The organism is Corynebacterium kalidii (genome assembly GCF_022869005.1).
Classification (GTDB): domain Bacteria; phylum Actinomycetota; class Actinomycetes; order Mycobacteriales; family Mycobacteriaceae; genus Corynebacterium; species Corynebacterium kalidii.
In genome coordinates this window covers 130,067-148,429 of the sequence record NZ_JALIEA010000011.1, presented here as the reverse complement: position 1 = coordinate 148,429, position 18,363 = coordinate 130,067, and the positions used below count along the sequence as shown (strand labels likewise).

General features: G+C 72.5%; 11 protein-coding genes. 7 read left to right on the top strand and 4 right to left on the bottom strand.

Features of this window, described 5'->3' with window-relative positions; translation table 11 throughout:
- Nucleotides 1-8: 8 nt before the first annotated feature.
- Nucleotides 9-905: a siderophore-interacting protein gene (locus tag MUN33_RS03790; protein ID WP_244803579.1), complete on the top strand. Its 897-nt coding sequence runs from the start codon at nucleotides 9-11 to the stop codon at nucleotides 903-905.
- A gap of 15 nt (nucleotides 906-920) precedes the next feature.
- Here the strand turns inward: MUN33_RS03790 and MUN33_RS03785 are convergent, their stop codons facing one another.
- Nucleotides 921-1,622 (bottom strand): DUF1345 domain-containing protein, encoded by a 702-nt coding sequence (locus tag MUN33_RS03785; protein ID WP_244803578.1) that lies wholly within the window; start codon nucleotides 1,620-1,622, stop codon nucleotides 921-923.
- A 71-nt stretch (nucleotides 1,623-1,693) separates the two neighbouring features.
- Nucleotides 1,694-2,932: an MFS transporter gene (locus MUN33_RS03780; RefSeq protein ID WP_244803936.1), complete on the bottom strand. Its 1,239-nt coding sequence runs from the start codon at nucleotides 2,930-2,932 to the stop codon at nucleotides 1,694-1,696.
- 385 nt (nucleotides 2,933-3,317) lie between these two features.
- Between MUN33_RS03780 and MUN33_RS03775 the strand changes: the two genes are divergently transcribed.
- Nucleotides 3,318-3,830 (top strand): flavin reductase family protein, encoded by a 513-nt coding sequence (locus MUN33_RS03775; protein WP_244803577.1) that lies wholly within the window; start codon nucleotides 3,318-3,320, stop codon nucleotides 3,828-3,830.
- 28 nt (nucleotides 3,831-3,858) lie between these two features.
- Entirely contained in the window at nucleotides 3,859-5,232 is a 1,374-nt protein-coding gene (locus MUN33_RS03770; protein ID WP_244803576.1) for a hypothetical protein, read from the top strand.
- A 22-nt stretch (nucleotides 5,233-5,254) separates the two neighbouring features.
- Here the strand turns inward: MUN33_RS03770 and MUN33_RS03765 are convergent, their stop codons facing one another.
- A complete protein-coding gene (locus tag MUN33_RS03765) occupies nucleotides 5,255-5,959 on the bottom strand; it encodes a GNAT family N-acetyltransferase (protein WP_244803575.1) in 705 nt (234 codons plus the stop codon).
- 141 nt (nucleotides 5,960-6,100) lie between these two features.
- Between MUN33_RS03765 and MUN33_RS03760 the strand changes: the two genes are divergently transcribed.
- Both MUN33_RS03760 and MUN33_RS03755 read left to right on the top strand, forming a co-directional pair.
- The gene (locus MUN33_RS03760) at nucleotides 6,101-7,435 is read left to right on the top strand and encodes a SidA/IucD/PvdA family monooxygenase (RefSeq protein ID WP_244803574.1); all 1,335 of its coding nucleotides are present in this window, start codon (nucleotides 6,101-6,103) and stop codon (nucleotides 7,433-7,435) included.
- Nucleotides 7,432-9,198, top strand: coding sequence for an amino acid adenylation domain-containing protein (locus MUN33_RS03755; RefSeq protein WP_244803573.1), 1,767 nt, complete (start codon nucleotides 7,432-7,434; stop codon nucleotides 9,196-9,198). The genes MUN33_RS03760 and MUN33_RS03755 overlap by 4 nt, the downstream gene beginning before the upstream one ends.
- 3 nt (nucleotides 9,199-9,201) lie before the next feature.
- Here MUN33_RS03755 and MUN33_RS03750 read toward each other — a convergent pair whose 3' ends face one another.
- Complete coding sequence (locus tag MUN33_RS03750; RefSeq protein ID WP_244803572.1) at nucleotides 9,202-9,501, bottom strand: phosphopantetheine-binding protein; 300 nt, start codon at nucleotides 9,499-9,501, stop codon at nucleotides 9,202-9,204.
- Between the two features lie 113 nt (nucleotides 9,502-9,614).
- On the opposite strand from MUN33_RS03750, the gene MUN33_RS03745 reads away from it, so the two are divergent.
- The gene (locus MUN33_RS03745; protein ID WP_244803571.1) at nucleotides 9,615-16,640 is read left to right on the top strand and encodes a condensation domain-containing protein; all 7,026 of its coding nucleotides are present in this window, start codon (nucleotides 9,615-9,617) and stop codon (nucleotides 16,638-16,640) included.
- Nucleotides 16,637-18,250: a (2,3-dihydroxybenzoyl)adenylate synthase gene (locus MUN33_RS03740; protein ID WP_244803570.1), complete on the top strand. Its 1,614-nt coding sequence runs from the start codon at nucleotides 16,637-16,639 to the stop codon at nucleotides 18,248-18,250. Before MUN33_RS03745 ends, MUN33_RS03740 begins: the two co-directional genes overlap by 4 nt.
- Nucleotides 18,251-18,363 lie beyond the last annotated feature (113 nt).

The following is an 18,363-nucleotide window of genomic DNA, read 5'->3' as shown; positions in this document are numbered from 1 at the left end:
CAACCACCATGGCCACCACACCCGCCAGCGCCGTCCGCGACACCGAACTGCGCGAGCATCCGCGCAGGGACCCCACCGAGGGCACCGAACCGGCCGACGAGTTCGGTGGGCGACTCGTCCCGGTGACCGTCACCGCCAATGAACCGGTCGCCCCGAACCTGCGTCGGCTCACCCTGGCCTCCGACGAGTTCCACGAGCTGGAACTCACCGGGCCCGACGAGTTCTTCGGGCTGCTGATGCCGCAGGACGGCCGCGACTTCGCCCCCTTCGACACCGCCGGACGCAACATCCGCGCCGCCGTCGCCGCCCTCGACGAGGACGTGCGCCCCGGGTTGCGCTGGTACACCGTCCGCCACCTGCGCCAGGAGGCCGGGGAGATCGACCTGGACGTAGTGATGCACCACGACCACCCCGGCCCCGGTGCCGACTGGGTCGCCGCGGTCCGTCCGGGCGCCACCGCCGGGGTGTGGCTGTGCAACGCCATCTGGATCCGGCACGCCGAACGCCCCCTGTTCGTCGCCGATGCGTCGGCGGTCCCCGCGCTGCGGACGGTCCTGGAGTTCACCGAGGACCACCACCCCGACGACCTGCCGAGGTACCACCTCGTGGTCGTCGCCCACTCCCCCGACGACCTGGAGGGCGGGCTGGCGGAGGACTGGGCCGAGCGGGTCGGTTCCCTGCAGATCATCTACACCTCCCCCGGCATGGAGGCCGAGGCCGTGACCGCGCACCTGCGGAAGGCCGCCGGTGACGGGCACCCGTCCGCCGCGGCAGAGTACGTGTGGGCCAGCGGTGAGGCGGGCCTGGCGAAGGCCGTGCGCGGCGTGGCCGTCGACGAGTGGGGCGTCGACACCGCCTTCGTCGACTGGGTGGCCTACTGGATCGAGGGCCGTCCGCGGCCGTGAGACCAGACGGCGCCGTCAGCCCAGCCCGAACATGCCGGTGACCAGGTTGATCGCCGCCCCGAGGATCACCATGCCGAAGACGAACGACACGAGACCGTGCCGCAGCACGACCTTGCGGACGTCCCGGGAGGTCACGGTCGAGTCGGTGACGCCGTAGGTCATTCCCACGGCGTAGCTGACGTACAGGAAGTCCACGTAGGACGGTGCCCCGCCCGGGCCGAAGTCGATGCCCCCGTCCTCGTCGACGTAGTACAGGTGCGCGTAGTGGACGGCGTAGGTCTGGTGGACGCACGCCCACGCCCCGAAGACCCCGACAAGGGTCATCACCGCCTGTGCGGAGTGCCCCGACCCGTCCTCACCTGTGCCCAGGTGGAGCGTGACCACACTGACCATCGCCAGGACCGCGGCGAGGACGACCAGCACCTCGTCGGCGAACGGGGCCAGGTCCTCGCGGGTCGCCGCCCTCGCCGTCTCCTGCGGAGCCATCGGCCACAACGTGCTGGTGGACAGTACCAGGAACACGACCTCCCCCAGGGTGATCCCCACCATGACCCCCAACGCATTGTCCATGACGGTGCCGGTCACCGCCCACCCCAGGACGCCGGCGACGGCGGCGGCGAGGACCTGCGCCTTGGTGGTGCGCAACGGCGACGGTACGACGGTGACTGCGGCACGGTTCCCGGCACGCTTACTGGGACGCTTACTGGCACGGTTCATGACATGATTCTAGGCACGGTACCGGGCACGGTCCTGGGTACGGTCTCTGGAACACGGCCCGGCGAGCCCCCTCAGCGTGCCGCGAGCAGCTCGTCGTCGATGAGGGTGTCCTTCCCGGCGCGCACCCCGAGCACCCCCATGAGCACCGCGACGGCGATCAGGGCCACGAGGATCCCGGTCCAGTCACCGGTGCGTCCGTAAACCAGGCCGATGAGGAACGGGCCGACACCGGCGATGAAGTATCCCATGGGCTGCACGAAGCCGGACAGCCGCGCGGTCACCAGCGACGACCTGCTGCGCGCGGTGATCAAGGCGATCGCCGTCGGGAAGCAGAAGCCGCCCAACCCGAGCATCAACGCCCACACCAGGGGTGCCGCTGTCGGCGCGAGCAGGATCCCCAGGTAGCCGGCGGCGGTGAGGACTGCGAAGAGGACCGGGAACGGGGCGAGACTGCGGGCGCGGTCGATGACGGTGGGCATCACGATGCCGCCGAGGATGTTCAGCCCGCCGACCAACGCCAGGGCGATGCTGCCCACGTCCCGGGACACCCCGGAGTCCACGTAGATCTGCGGCAACCAGCCCATCTGCAGGTAGGCGTTCATCGCCTGGATACCGAAGAACAGGGTGAGGAAGACCGCGGTCGGTGCACGCCAGAGCGAGGTCCGCGCCAGTGCCTGCACCTCCTCCGGGGTCGGCTGGGGCAGCGGTGAGGGGATCGCGTCACCGTCGGTGGAGGTCTTCCGGCCGCCGGGGAAGTCCGCACCGGTACGCACGGCGACGAGCACCCAGACCAGCACCTGGACCAGGCACGGGAGCGCCCACACCAGCAGCGTCCACTTCCAGGCGTCGTCCCCGTCGAACCACAGGGCGGACAGCGGCCCGGCGGCGCCCGACGCACCGAGCAGGGCGCCGTAGACCGTCATCAGCGCCACCGTCCGGCGCCCGCCGTAGTTCTTCACCCAGGCCGGGATCAGCACGTTCCCCAGTGCGATACCGGCGACGACCAGGCCGGTGAGCACGATGAACACCGCGGTCGTCCCGACCCACGGACGTACCGCCAGGCCCACCAGCGACACGACCATGCCGGTGACGATCGTGCGGCTGAGCCCCAGGCGGCGCGCCACCGGAACCGCGCACAACCCCATCACGCCGAAGAGCACGCCCGGCAGTGCCGTGATCAGACCGGCGTAGGAGCTGGAGGTACCGAAGGCGTCGAGGACGTCGGACAGCACCGGGCCGAGCGAGGCGATTCCGGCGCGCAGGTTCACCGCCGCGACCGCGACGGCGACGAACGCGAGGACCACCGGCACCGCCGGCCCACCCCAGGTCCGCCGGCGCGGACCTCCACGCCCGGACCGCCGTCCGTCCGTCGTGTCACCGGTCCCGCCGTCTGCCTGGCTCTTGTCGGCCACGCCTACCATCCTCCTCCGCTGTCCCGCAGCTGTCCTGCAGCTTTCCTGCAGTCGTCGTGCCGCTGTCGTCCCGTCTCATGGTCCCGTCGCCAGAACCCCTGCAAACCTACTCCCTGACCGCCCGACCGGAAACTCCGGGCGACTGGCGAACGCGGTGGGACGAGCTGCGGACGAGCTGTGCCGGCAATTCCATTCACCCCGATCCCGAATCCTCGCCACCGGACAGACCGCATGGTCTACTCGGTGGTGCCGGACCACACCACGACGACCCCAGGAGCTCCCCATGACCACAGCGACCACCCAGACCGCGCCCGAGCACACCCCGACGCCGCTGTCCCTGCGCAGCGCCTGGGCCTCGATCCCCACCCCGATCACCACCGTCGCCGCCCTCGTCGACGGCCGCCCCGTCGGCCTCGTCGTCGGCTCCTATGTGGGACTGTCGCTGGAACCTGCCCTCGTCGCGGTGAGCGTGCAGAAGACCTCGCGGACCTGGCCCCTGCTCCGCACCGCCGACCATCTGGGGATCTCGGTACTCACCAGGGCCCACCGCGGGCACGTCCGCCAACTCGCCGGCCCGGTCGACAGCCGCTTCGACACCGTCGGGTGGACCAGCGACCGCGGCGCGGTCCTCGTCGACGACGCCGCGGCCCACCTCACCGGCCGGGTCGTCAACGAGATCGACACCGGTGACCACACCACCGCCGTCCTGCGTGTCGACCGCGTCCACGGGCAGGCCCCGTCGGAGACCCCACTGGTCTTCCACGGGTCGCAGGTCGCGGTCGTCGGCGAACTCTGAGGAGAACCGCTCCGGTAACCTGCAAGGCATGACTTTCAGGGTTCCACCGGTTCCGACCTCCGCCGTGTACTGGACGGCACTCGACACCACCGGCCCTGTCGGGGACGACACTCTGCGGTCCCTCGTCGACGGCCTGTCCGGCACCCACGGGGCGCTGCGCGCCATCCTCACCACCGACGGCAGTGACGGCAGTGACGGCACAGACGGCACTGGCTGTAGTGTCACTGTCCCCGACGAGGCCCCGGTCCCCGCCACCGACGTCATCGCGGCCGACGGCACCGGCCCCGGATCCCTGGCGTCCTCCCTGGACCCGGCCACCGGGCGGGTCTGGCGGGTCAGCAGACTCTCGGACACCCGCCTGCTGCTGTGCGTGCACCGCGGTGTCGTCGACGCCGCGTCGTGGGCGACGGTGGTGGACGACGCCAGGTCGCTGCTCGACGGCACCCCCGTCGAGCCCAGCGGTGACTGGGGACGGCGGGCCGCGACGGCCCCGCCCGCCCCGTTCGCCGGTGGCGGGCCGTCGACCTACAAGACCTTCGACGTCAGCGACCCCGACGCCCTGCTCCGTCTGCTCCCGGCACAGCTGGGGGTCGGGCACGGCGAGATCCTGGTGGCCGCCGTGCTGCTGGCACGTGCCGCCGCCGGTCTCCCCGCCGCACCGGTGGTCCTGCGGGCACGGGACGCCGCGCCGGCACAGTCCCCCGGCGACGACCGGACCGTCGGGCGACTCGACCGGGATCTCCCGGTGCCCGCCCCGCACGTCGACCTGACCGACGCACTGCTGACCGGAGGTCCCGCGGTACGGAAGACGCTGGAGTCGGTCCGCGACATACTGCGCGGGGGAATCGAGACGGCGACAGAGCCGGCAGAGCTGGCAGAGCCGGCAGAGCCGACGGCGACCGGAGCGACGGTGGAGGTCAGTCCGGCGAAGGTCTCGGTGTCCGGCCCGGTCCGCCCCGTCGACGGTGTACCGCACGTGATCCTGGGCACGCACCGGCTCGCCCGGGTGACCGTCGTCGACGAACGCGGCGGTGCCGGCGGTGTCCTGCTGTGGCCGCACCTGGAACAGACGCTGGTCAGCCTGGCGGCACTGGCACGGCTCATCGACGCCGGGCTGCCGCAGAGCACCCCGGACGCCACCCCGGACCCCGTGGACGCGCGCGCGAGGAACCTGTTCCGTGGCGTCGCAGGCACGGCAGGGACCCCTGCCACCCCGGACGTCACCGTCGACCTGACCCAGCTCCCCGAGGTCAACGGTTTCGCGGTGGCCAAGCGCCTGCAGCGGGAACACACCGGTGGCTCGACCCTGGTACGCCTGCCCGGGGTGACCGACCCGAAGAGCACCGGCGGCAGGGCCGGGCGGGTGGGCAGCGGTGTCACCGGCAGGCTCATCACCGGCTGACACGTCAGGCCAGTCAGGCTGATCAGGCCAGGTCGCCGTCCTCCGGGGCACCGTGCAGCCGGGACAGCGGGTCAACGCCGGCGCCCGGCCAGAAGAAGAGCCGGACGCGCCGGTCGGCACGTTGCTGCCACTGCCCGGCGTCCACGCCGCCACCCCGGTGGAGCACCCGGTGGACCCGGTGGTTGGTCACGTCCGGCTCAGCGATGACCAGGCGGCAGGCGGGGTCGGAGTGCAGCAGGTGCCGGGCGAAGGCACCGACGAACGGGCCGAAGATGCCCTTGCCGGTCAACGTGGGTTCCCCGACGGCGACGTGGAATCCGAGGTCATGGGGTTCGGAGCGGTACGCCAGGCCGATCTCGTCGCGGTGGGGGCGGTAGATCTCCATGTAGCCGACGTCCCGCCGCTCCCCGTCGGCGCTGTAGCTGAGGATCAACGGCACCGCGTAGGTGGTCGACAGTTTCGCCCGCCAGTCGGCGGCCCAGGCCGGTGCGCTCCAGGCCTGGTCCCAGGTCTCGACCAGGTGCGGGCGGTTCATCCACCGCGACACCGTCTCCGCGTCGGTCTCCGGGTCGGCCACGCGCAGTGAGATCCCGTCTGTGCCCTGCAGGTACTCCGCGGGGATCCGGGGTGGTGTGTCGAGGACCCCGCTATCCGGGACGTCGGTGCGCAGCCGGTGCAGGACGCTGAGGTCCGGGGTTCCCGGCATGGGGGTGTTCTTCTCGGTCACGGGTGTTTCCCTCTCCTGCTGGTCATGCAGCATGTACGCTAGTTAGGGATTCCTACCCTTTGATAAGGGCTGCCGTTACAGAGTACCCTGCGCCTACACGCCGTGTCCGCGCACCACCGAATCACAGGAGCACCCCTCACCGTGCCGCATCCGTCGCCGACCCCACTCTCCCCCTCGCTCGTCGTCCTGGGCGCCGGCCCCAAGGCCGTCGCCGTCCACGCCAAGGCCCACGCCCTGCGCACCCTGGGCCTCCCTGCGCCGACGGTCACCGTCGTCGACCACCAGGGCGTCGGCGGCAACTGGCGTTCCGGCGGTGGCTGGACCGACGGCCGCCACCAGCTGGGAACCTCCCCCACCAAGGACATCGGGTTCCCCTACCGCACCCGGATCGCCGGTGGCACCGGGGCGAACCGGGCCGTCGACCGGGCACTGCTGGACATCGGGTGGACCAGGTTCCTCGTCGACACCGACCGCTACGCCTGGTGGGTCGACCACGGCCACCCCAACCCCCGGCACTACCTGTGGGCGGACTACCTGCGCTGGGCGGCGGAGACGACGGGTATGACCCTGGTCAACGGCCAGGTCACGCATATCGGGCTGCGCGGGGCAGACGACCCGGACGGCTGGTCGCTGACCGTCGACCGGATCGACGGGACCACCTCGTCGCTGGAGGCCGACACCCTGATGATGACCGGCCCCGGACGCTCCGACCGGCGGATCGCCCCGTTGCCCACCATCTACTCGGTGGCCGGGTTCTGGCAGGCGGTGTCCTCGGCACAGCTGCCCACGGCGTCGCGGGTGGCGGTCATCGGCGGCGGCGAGACCGCCGCGAGCGTCGTCGAGGAGCTCATCACCCACGACGTCGTCGACATCGCCGTGGTGTCCCCCACCCCCACGATCTTCACCCGGGCCGAGGGCCCCTTCGAGAACGAGCTCTACACCGACCCCCGGCTCTGGACGGACCTGGACGACGACGCCCGCCGGGACGTGGTCACCCGCTGCGACCGCGGCGTGTTCTCCACCCAGGTCCAGGAGAAACTCATGGCCGAGGACCGCGTCAGCCACCTCCGCGGCCGGGTCAACGCCGTCCACGACCGCGACGGCCTGGCCGAGCTGCACATCGGCCACCGGACGGAGGTCGTCGACCTCGTCGTCGACGCCCGCGGCAACTCCCCGCTGTGGTTCACCCGCATGATGGACGACCGCGTCGTCGCCCGGCTCATCGGGGCCTGCGGCGGGGCGGTGACCCCCGCCACCGTCGAGGACCGGATCGGCCCGGACCTGTCGCTGTCCGGGATGTCCCCGACGCTGTTCCTCCCCACCCTCGCCGGCATGGCCCAGGGTCCCGGCATGGCCAACCTCAGCTGCCTCGGTGAACTCTCCGACCGCGTCCTCGCCGGACTCGGTGCCGGGGCGGCACCGGCCCCGGACGACCTGCGACACTCCCCCTCCCGTCCCGAAAGGACCCTCCTGTGACCGCACCCGACACCGCGACGTCCTTCTACACCGGTTGCCCCGGCGACCTGCGCTTCGGCCCGGCCGCCCCGATCGAGCCGACCACGCTGGACGTGCTGCTCCACCGCACGGTCACCGGCGGGGGTGGACGTCCCGCCGTGGTCGGCGACGGCGGGACGCTCAGCTACGCCGAGCTGGACCGCCGCTCCAGCGCCGTCGCCCGGTACCTGCGCGCACAGGGCATCGGCACCGGTGACCGTGTGGTCGTGCTGGCCCACCGGTGCGGGTGGCTGCCGGTGGTCGCCGTCGGCGTCATCCGGGCCGGCGCCGTCTACGTGCCGGTCGACGCCTCGTACCCGCCCGAACGCGTCCGTTTCATCCTGGAGGACTGTGACCCGGCCGCCGCCTTCGCCCTCGGCGGCGCGTCACTGCCCGCGGCGACCGACCTCGCGACTCCGCCGGTGGGCGGGACGGTCACCGACGATTCCCCGCTGGGGCGGGCGTTCCTGTCGGAGGACGGGCCGGGTTTCAGGCCGGGCGACCTGTCCCGCCCGGTCCTCCCGACCGACGACTGCTACCTGATCTACACCTCCGGCACCACCGGAACCCCCAAGGGCGCGCTGAACACCCACCTCGGGGTGTGCGCGCACCTGCAGTGGATGGGCCGGGTCCTCAGGGAAACCGGGGACACCGCCGACACCGGGGACTCCGGGGAGATCAGGATGCTCCAGAAGGCCCCGGTCAGTTTCGACGTCGGCGTGGCCGAACTCCTCGGCCCGTTGTCCACCGGCGGCACGACCGTGGTCCCGGGGCCGGACTGGTGGCCAGGCGACGTCGACGCCATGGTGGAGATGATCTCCTGCCACGGGGTGACCGTCCTGTCGATGGTGCCGTCGTTGATGCGGGTCCTGCTCGACGTCCTCGACGACATCGGCACGCCCCTGTCGTCCCTGTCGGGGATCCGGCATCTCCTGCTCGGCGGTGAAGCCGTCCCGGCCGACGTCGTGCGCCGCGCACGGGACGGGATCGGTTGCCGTGTCCACGGGCTGTACGGCCCGACGGAGGCGGCGATGGACGTCACCTGGGTGGAGTACACCGACGCCCTCGTCGGCGCACCCGACTTCGACGACCGCGCCAGTCTGCTCGGCCTGCCGGAGGACAACGTGGGCGTGTACGTCATCGACGAGGACGGCGACGAGGTCGACCCGGCCTCCGACCGGTGGGACCGGCCCGGCGAGCTGTGCGTCTCCGGCCCGCAGGTGGGCAACGGCTATGCCGGCCGCCCGGAGCTCACCGACGAGGTCTTCGTGGACTCGCCGCGGCCGGACGTGGACGGCGGACGCATGTACCGCACCGGCGACATCGTGGCCTGGACGGAGGTCGACGGCACCCGGCTGCTGCAGTTCCTGGGACGTATCGGCGACCAGGTGAAGATCCGCGGCAACCGTGTCGAACTCGGCGAGGTGGAGTCCCGGCTCCGTGATCTCGACGGGGTGCGCATGGCCGCCGCCGTCGCCGACGACACGGGCACCCTCGTCGCGTTCGTCGTCGGCACGGGCGCAGGTGCCGGCGCAGGTGTCAGCGCAGGTGTCAGCGCAGGTGTCAGCGCAGGTGTCAGCGCAGGTGTCGATGTCGCGGAGCTCAGCGCCCGGCTGGCCCGCCAGGTGCCCGAGTACATGGTGCCCAGCCGGATCCTGGAGCTGAACGCACTGCCGGTGAGCCCCAACGGGAAGCTCGACCGCGCCGCGCTCAAGGCCCTCGCCGGTGGGCCCGGCGGGCCCTGACGCCTAGAGCCCGTCGGCGAGCTGGTCGACGAGCAGTTCGCGCCAGGCGTCGACGGAGCTGTCCTCGGCCAGGTCGGCGAAGTCCGCGTCGAAACCTTCCCTGCGCAGGAACGTCACGATCTCCACGAGGCGGACCGAGTCCAGCCCCTGGTCCATGAGCTCCTCGTCGGTGTCGATGTCGGACACGTCGGTGTTCAGCAGCTCGGCCACCCGGGCGAGCAGTCGCCGCATCGTGGCGTCCACCCGGGCCTCGCCTGTCTCGTCCGCCGCTGTCTCGTCCGTCGTACCGGTGATGTCAGCCATGTGTCAGCCTTCCGTCGTGTCTGGGGATCGCCGCTGCGGCGACCGCGCAGACTGTACCACCCCTTTCGATATTAAGTAAGCCTCTCCAACCCTCGATCCTGAAAGGACCACCGGTGTCGCCCCAGTCGTCCCCGTCACTCCTCCCCCTCACCGCGGCACAGCTCGGCATCTGGAACGCCCAGCGACTCGACCCGACGTCGCCCTACTACGTCGTGGGCGAGGTTCTCCAGCTCCGCGGTGGCCCCACGGGCCGGCCCGGCGCGGGGCCGGGGGTGGACACGGCCGCACTCGCCGAGGCCGTCCGGTTGACCGTCGACGAGGCGGAGACGCTGCGGCTGCGCTTCACCGACGGGGCCGACGGCCCACGCCAGTACGTCGACCCGGCCCCGGCCTCACCCCCCGAAATCGTCGACCTGTCCGGGGCACCCGACCCCCGTCTCACCGCCGAGGCCATCATCGACGCGGAGAAAGCCGCCTGCGGTGAACGCTGGCGCACCATGACCGACGGGCCCCTGTTCCGGTACCTCGTCCTCGACCTCGGCGCCAGCCACAACGGCGAACCCGGCGAGGTCTGGTGCATACAGCTGTACCACCACATCATCGTCGACGGTTACAGCGCCGCGCTGCTGACCAGACGCACCGCCGCGCACTACACCGCCCTCACCGGCGGGAAGCCCGCCCGGCGCAACCGGTTCGCCACCATCGCCGAGATCGTCGACGCCGACCGCGCCTACCGCGAGGGCCCCGACCACGCGGCGGACCGGGACTTCTGGCGCGCGCAGATGTACCCGCTGCCGGACACCACCGGACGCGAGGACCTCGTCCACGGTGCCGGCACCGCGAGCATCACCACCTCCGTGCGTCTCGGGGCCTCCGAGGTCGGGGCCCTCCAGGCCCGCGCAGAGCGCCGGGGACTGGTGTGGTCCGACATCGTCGTCGCCGCCTACGCCGCCTGGCTGCGCAAACTCGGCATCGCCGGCAGGGGCGGCACCGGCAGCACAGGCGGGGGAAGCACGGGCCGCGACTGCGAGGCGCTGATCGCCATGCCGATGATGGCCCGGACCTCCGGGGCATTACGCCGCACCCCGGCGATGCTGGTCAACATGCTGCCGCTGCGGTTCCCCGTCGACGCCGACGCCACGGTCACCGACCTCGCCGGCGTGGCCCGTGACGCCCTCGACGCCGCCCGGGGACACCAGCGCTTCCCCGGCAGTGAGCTCGCCCGCGAACTCGGCACCCCGGCCGTCCTGCACGGCGTCGGACTCAACCTGAAGACCTTCGACGTCGGCCTCGACTTCCACGGCATCCCCGGGGTGCTGCGCAATGTCGCCGGCGGACCTCCGGAAGACCTCGTCCTGGTCGTCACCCCGACGTCCGACGGCGGTGTGGACCTCGCCTTCGAGACCGACCCGCAGAGCGTGGACGCCACGACCGCACGCCGACGGCTCGAGGACATCCGCGCACTGCTCACCGCCGAGGGGCCGTTGCACGGCATCCGGCTACGCACCCCGCAGGAGCGGGCCACCGCCGCCCGGGAGCGTGCCGGAGCTCCCCTGCCCGACGACTACCCGGGCCTCGACGACCTCGTCGACAGCCTGGCGTACGGCACCGGACGCCTCGTCGGCGGCACCGCACCCGACCTCGCCGGACCGGCACTGGCCACCCGCATCGGCGAATTCGCCGCGCTGGTCACCGGCCGGTCCCGGACCGACGACGTCATCGCCCTGGACCTGCCGAAGGGCCCCGACCTCGCGGCCGCGCTCCTGGGCGTCTGGCGGTCCCACCGCGTGGCGGTCGTCCTCGACCGTGACCACCCGCAGGCCCGGCGCGACCAGATCCTCGCCGACTCCGGGGCCGTCGCCGTCCTCGACGAGGACGGCGTCCGGCCGGTGCCCTCACCGGGTTCCGGCGCCCCGGTGCCCGAGGGCCTGGCGTACCTGCTGTACACCTCGGGGACGACCGGAACACCCAAAGGGGTCCGGGTCCCCCGTACCGCCGTCGAGGCCCTGCTCGCCGGGCACCACACCACCCTCTACCCGGATACGTGGTCACGGGCACGCGGCACCGGCCTGCATGTCGCCCACACCGCGTCGTTCTCCTTCGACGCGGCGATCGACCAGCTGTCCTGGGTGTTCACCGGCGCGACCGTGCACCTCTACCCCACCGACACGGTCGGTGACCCCGCCTCGATGCGTGCCGCGCTCATCGACGACGGGATCGACGTCCTCGACGCCACACCGTCACTGGCAGGTGCCCTGATCGACGCCGGGGTGCTCGATGAGTCACCCGTATCAACCGTGATCCTGGGAGGGGAAGCCGTACCCCGGTCGCTGTGGGACCGTCTCGCGCAGGCGTCGGGACCGTCGTTCGCGGCGTGGAACGTCTACGGCCCCACCGAAACCACCGTCGACGCACTGTCCGCCCGTGTCACCGCCGGCCCGGTGACCATCGGCACCCCTGTCCCCGGGATGACCGCCGAGATCCTCGACACCGACGGCGAGACCGTCCCCGAAAACGAGACCGGCGAGCTGTACCTGTCCGGCCCCCAGGTGGCCCTCGGCTACCACGGCCGCCCCGACCAGACCGCCGCCGCCTTCGACAGCACCGGCGGCACCGACGGCACCGGCGGCACCCGTCGCTACCGCACCGGCGACCTTGTCACCTGGGTCCCCTCGCCGCACGGGACGGGCCGCGGCGCCCACCATTTCCGCGGCCGTGCCGACGAGCAGCTGGAGATCCGCGGCCACCGGGTGGAACCCGCCGAGGTCGAGGCGGCCCTGCTCACCCTGCCCCGGGTCACCGGCGCCGCCGTCGCGACCGTCGGCGAACCCGGCGCGCTCAGACTCGTCGCACACGTGACCACCGACTCCGGGACAGGTTCCGGGTCAGTGACCGGGGCAGCACTGCGTACCGAGCTCGCGGCCCTGGTGCCGGGCCACCTCGTCCCCACCCGGGTGCTGGTGCACGACCGGCTTCCCCTCACCGTCGGCGCGAAGGTCGACCGCACGGCCCTGGCCGCACTCGCCGCCGAACCACCCCACCCGGCCGAGCAGCCCAACGCCGCCGGAGCCCCGGGACGGCGTCCGGTCACCGACGCCGAACAGGCGCTGGCCGACGTCGTCGCCGACGTCCTCGGCGCCCCGGACACCACCACGGTCGACCTGGGACGGGACTTCATCGCCCTCGGCGGTGACAGTATCGGCGCCCTCACCGCCGCAGGACGGCTCCGCCGGAGTGGCTGGGCGATCCAGGCGAAGGACCTGCTCACCGGCGTCGACCTGTGTGATGTCGCCGCCGGCGCCACACGGGTCGCCGCCACCGGGTATCTGAGCACGACCAGTGCCGGCACCACACCGGACACCGGCACCGATCCCGACCAGACTCTGCGTTACGCCACCGGTGCCGTGCCGACCGGTACCGTCACCGGTCCCCGGCCGACCTATCTCGGGCATCTAGGCGTCCCCGGCGACGCCACACCGGAGGCCGCTGCCGTGGCACACGCCGTCACCACCCTGATGAACACCCACGGTGCCCTCCGGTCCGTCCTCGACGAGAGTGACCGAACTGACCGGGCAAACCCACGGTTCATCGTCCCCCGGGTTCCCCTCGTCCCGGCGGAGTCGTTCATCGCACCCGCTACCGTCACCGACGACGAACTCACCGCGTCGCTCGACCCGACGGCCGGCGTGGTGTGGCGCATCGCGGTCTCCACCGGGTCAGACGGGCACGACCACGGAGCCACCGTCCGGGTGGCCGTCGACGCAGGCGTGGCCGACGCCGCCTCCGCCGCACGGATCCTCGACGACCTCTCCGGGATCCTCACCGGCACCCTCGCCGACGACCTCCCGGGACGCAGCCGCCCCCGTGACCGGGCGGCGGCCGGTACCGGGCACTCGTGGCGGTCCGGGGCACCGGCACCCCGGCACGTGACCTCCACACCGGCCCGGACCCGCCGGGCACCCCTGCCAGGACACCCGGATACCCTCACCCGACTCGTCACGCTGTACTCGGCGACGGCCGAGGACGCCGCTGTCGCGATCGCCCTGCTGGCGACCGGCGGTCCCGTCGACCTGATCACCCGTGGGCGACGCGGCCCGTCCGGCACCACGTCGACCACCCCGGTCGGTGCACTCAGCTCCGTCCGCCACGTCCCCGCGCTCCCGGGCACAGCGCCGGCCTCCGCCCGGACCGCCCTCCTGCACGCCAAGGAGCACCGTGCCCGTACTGACGCCGCTACCACCACCGGCAGCACCGCCGGCACCGGTACGGACGGCGATGTGGAAGGCGGCGCGACCCCGCCGCCTGCGGTGACCGTGACCTGCGGGGACACCCGGATGGTCCCGCACGGCCACGCCGCGGCCTGCCCGCTGCTGACCGTCGGCGACACCGGACTCGCGCTCACCACGGCAGCTGACACCGGCGACGGAGACAGCGACGGGGCCTGCGACGGGGCCAGCGGGTCAGACGCCCTGCTGCACCGGATCACCGACGCCGCCACCGCACTGGCGATGCTGTCGCTGAGCACCGACGGCGGAGCCTCCCCGTCCGACCTCCATATCGACGGGGTCGACGGGGTCGACGGGGTCGACGGGGTCGGCGGGGTCTCGCAGGCCACCATCGACACCTGGGAGCGGCACCACGGGCCACTGGCTGACGTGCTACCCCTGTCACCCCTCCAGGAAGGGATGCTCTACCACTGCCTCCGCGGCGGCGACGGCTACGTGCTCGCCGCGGGTGTGGACCTGCGCGGCGACGTCGACCCCGAACGGCTGCATGCGGCGTTGCACGACGTGCTCACCCGCCACGACCTGCTGCGTGCCCGCTTCGACAGCACCACCTGCGACGCCCCGGTCCAGCTGATCCCCCGCAGCGTCACCCTGCCCTGGCGCACCGTCGACCTCCGGGAGCTGCCCCGCCACGCCGCCGTCACCGCAGCGGACGACCTGCTGCGTCAGACCGCCGCACGCTCCGTCGACCCCGGCACCGGACCACTGGTCACCGCCACCCTGGTGCTGCTGCCGGACGAGGCGGGCCCCGCGCCGACGGCACGCCTGGTGCTCGGCAGCCACCACCTGCTCACCGACGGTTGGTCCACCCCGGTGATGCTCCGCGACCTACTGGCGATCTACCACGACGAGCCCCTTCCGCCCGTCACGCCGTACTCCGACTACCTCCGCTGGCTCGCCGCCCGGGACCCCCGCGACGCCGACGACGCCTGGCGCTCACGGCTGGACGGACTCGACCAGGGGACCGTGGTCGCTGCCCTGGCCCCGCCGGCCGCACCCGACGCCGCAGCTGATGCGGTCGGCGGCGAATCCGTGCAGGAGATCGCCCCGGACGCCGCGGCCGGTCTGCTGCGACGAGCCCGGCAGGACGGGGTCACCCCCAACACCGTGCTGCAGACCGCCTGGACACTCACCCTCGCGGCGCTGACCGGGCGCGACGACATCGTCTTCGGCACCACGGTCTCCGGTCGCCCCACCGAACTCGAGGGCATCGAGAACACCGTCGGCCTGTTCATCAACACCCTGCCCTCCCGCGTCCGGCTACACCGTGCCGACCCGCTCACCGACCTGCTCACCGGCATCCGCCGGGCCCAGGCGGAGATGACCGCACACGCCTCGACCCCGCTGGTGCACGTCGAACAACTCGCCGGGGTCGGTCCCCTCTTCGACACCCTCGTGGTCTACGACAACTTCCCGCCGCTCGACGACGCCACCGGCGGTGACGACCCGGCACGTCTGGCCGTCGCCGGGGTCCACTCCGCCGGCACGACCGACATCCCGCTCTCCGTCGTCGTCCCGCCCGGTGACACCCCGCGGATCCTGCTGGCGCACGAGCAGGCCCTGGTCGACCCGGCGTTCGTCGAGCGTGCGGCGCAAATCCTGACCCAGGTGCTCACCCACCTGTCCGACGGGCCGGCGACGACGGTCGGCGAGGTACTCGACGCCGTCGCCGCAGTGACCCCGCCGTGGCGTCCCACCCAGGTCGCACCGACCGGCACCGACGATGCGGGCGCCGTCGCCGGAGCGTCAGGCGATGCGGCCGACACAGGTGCCGACACTGCGCCAGCCACTGCAGCCGGGGCGACCGCCGCGACGATCGCCGGGGTCATGGCCGACCTCCTCGGGCGCGGGGAGGTCGACGTGCACGACAACTTCTTCGACATCGGCGGACACTCACTGCTCGCCATGCGGCTGCTCGGGAAGCTCCGGCGGCTCCGGGCACACGGTCTGGAGGCCGTCACCATCCAGGACATCGTCGAGACCGGCTCGCCGGCCGCCCTGGCCGCACGACTGGCCCCGGGAGCACCCGACGCCCCGGATGACGTGCATGGCTCGGACGCCCCTGACGTCTCCCCCGGTCAGGACGTCCTGCCGTTGGCCGCCGGCACCGGCGCTCCGCTGGTCTGCGTCCACCCCGCCGGCGGGCTCGCGCTGCCGTTCCGCGGTCTGGCCACGCACCTCAGTGCGGCTGACGAAGGCGGCATCCCCGTCACCGGCCTGCAGTTGCCCGGTGCACTGCCGCAGGTCGACGACGTGTCCGGCCTGGCCGCCCGCTACGTCGACACCGTGCTCAGGGTCCATCCACAGGGCCCGTACCGCCTGCTCGGCTACTCCTTCGGCGGCGTCGTCGCCCAGGCGATGACCGCAGAGCTGATCCGCCGGGGCCACACCGTGACCTACCTCGGCATCATGGACGCCTACCCCGCCGGGGAGGCGCCACGCAGAGCGGCCGCCCCAGGCGCCGACCGAGACACCGACCCGGCCGTCGGGCTCACTGCGGACGAACTCCGGGCCCTCACCGGGACCGACGCCGATGCCGGGCTGCTCACCAGGAACCTGCAGTTCTGCGACCGGTTGCTCCGGACCGCGACACCGGTGGACATGTCGGGGTTCTCCGGGAAGGCCCAGGTCTTCGTCGCCACCCGCGCCGACAGCCGCCTCGCCGAGCCGGCCGGCCCGGCCGGCCACCCCGTCTGGGCGCCGGCGCCCGCCTGGCGCAACACGCTCCCCCATGAGCCGGACGTCCTGTTCCTGCCCACCACCCACGCCGGACTGACCGGCGACGACGGCTGGGCACACATCGCCCCCGTCATCCACTCCGCCCTGACCAGCACAGAGGAACCACAGCCATGACCGACACCCTCCCCAACGGATTCAGCCACGACGCCGCAGAGCACTACCGCCGTCTGGGTGTGTGGAACGGCGACACCCACTGGAAGCTCTTCCGACGCACCGTCGAGGCACGGCCGCACGCGCCTGCCGCCGTCGACGCCGTACGCTCACTGACCTGGGCAGAACTGGACGACACCGTCGCCCGCGCCGCCGCCGTCCTGACCCGGGCCGGCATCCGCCGTGGCGACCGCGCCATCGTGCAGTTGCCCAACAGCGTGGCCTACCTCGAGACGGTCTTCGCACTCTGGCGGATCGGGGCCGTCCCGGTGTTCTCCCTCCCCGCCCACGGTGCCACCGACATCCGCCACTTCGCCGCCCACGCCCCGGCCACCCACTACATCGGCACCGCCCACCCGAACAAGCACCTGGGCCGGGTGCAGGCCGACCTCGCCCGTCCACTGCCCGACGGACGGACGCTGACCACCGTGCTCGTCGACGACCGGGCCGTGGAGCCCTGGCCGGCGGACGGCCCCTCGCCCGAGACCCCGGGAGCACCGGAGGAACTGGCGTTCCTGCAGCTCTCCGGGGGCACAACGGGAGTGCCGAAACTGATCCCCCGGACCCACGACGACTACCTGTACTCCGTCCGCGCCTCCGTGGACGTCTGCGACCTGCGCGCCGACGACGTCCTCCTCGTCGCCCTGCCCGCGTCCCACAACTTCACGATGAGCTCGCCGGGGATCCTCGGTGCCGTGCAGGTCGGTGCGACCGTCGTCTTCGCCCCGGGGCCGCTGCCGACCGAGATCCTGCCGCTCATCGAGGAGCACCGGGTCACCCACCTCGCCCTGGTTCCCCCGGCGCTGATCAGCCTGCTCAACTACCCCGACCGTGCCGCCCACGACCTCGGCAGTGTCCGCACGGTGTGGGTCGGTGGGGCGAAACTCTCCGAGGCTGCGGCCCGTCGCGTGCGCCCCGAGCTCGGCTGGAACCTCCAGCAGGTCTTCGGCATGGCGGAAGGGCTGGTCAACTACACCCCGTTGGACGCCGACGTCGCCGAGGTCGTCGCCACCCAGGGCCGCCCCATGAGCCCCTACGACGAAGTGCTCGTCGTCGACGAGGACGACAACGAGGTGCCGCCGGGCACACCGGGCGCGCTGCTCACCCGCGGGCCGTACACCATCCGCCAGTACCACCGTGCGCCCGAGGTCAACGCCCGGTCGTTCACCGCCGAGGGCTTCTACCGCACCGGTGACATCGTGACCTTCGTCGACGGCGTCCTCACCGTGGTGGGCCGGGCGAAGGACCAGATCAACCGCGGTGGGGAGAAGGTCGCCCCCGAGGCCGTGGAGAACGTCCTGCTCACCCACCCCGGTGTCCACGACGTCTCCGTCGTCGGGATGCCCGACGAGTTGCTCGGCGAGAAGGTCCGTGCCCTGGTCATCCCCCGGGACGGCGCCCCCGGCCCCCTGAAGCCCACGGCGTTGAAGAGGTACGCCCGGGGACAGGGCCTGGCCAGCTTCGCGGTCCCGGACGTGATCGACATCGTCGACGAGTTCCCCGTGACCGGCGTGGGCAAGGTGAGCAAGAAGGACCAGTCGCTCCAGCGTCCTGCGTCGTCGCCCGAGGCGTGACCCCCTGACGGCGGGCACCCCGCGCTGCGGCCCTGGGCGCGGGGTGCGGGCATGCGAAACGCCCCCGTCCACCGGTGTGAACCGGGGGCGGGGGCGTCACCGCGTCGAGGAGG

Coding starts and splice junctions, on each gene's coding strand:
- MUN33_RS03750 (WP_244803572.1), bottom strand. CDS start 9,501: ATGGCTGACATCACCGGTACGACGGACGAGACAGCGGCGGACGAGACA.
- MUN33_RS03770 (WP_244803576.1), top strand. CDS start 3,859: ATGACTTTCAGGGTTCCACCGGTTCCGACCTCCGCCGTGTACTGGACG.
- MUN33_RS03785 (WP_244803578.1), bottom strand. CDS start 1,622: ATGAACCGTGCCAGTAAGCGTCCCAGTAAGCGTGCCGGGAACCGTGCC.
- MUN33_RS03790 (WP_244803579.1), top strand. CDS start 9: ATGGCCACCACACCCGCCAGCGCCGTCCGCGACACCGAACTGCGCGAG.
- MUN33_RS03775 (WP_244803577.1), top strand. CDS start 3,318: ATGACCACAGCGACCACCCAGACCGCGCCCGAGCACACCCCGACGCCG.
- MUN33_RS03740 (WP_244803570.1), top strand. CDS start 16,637: ATGACCGACACCCTCCCCAACGGATTCAGCCACGACGCCGCAGAGCAC.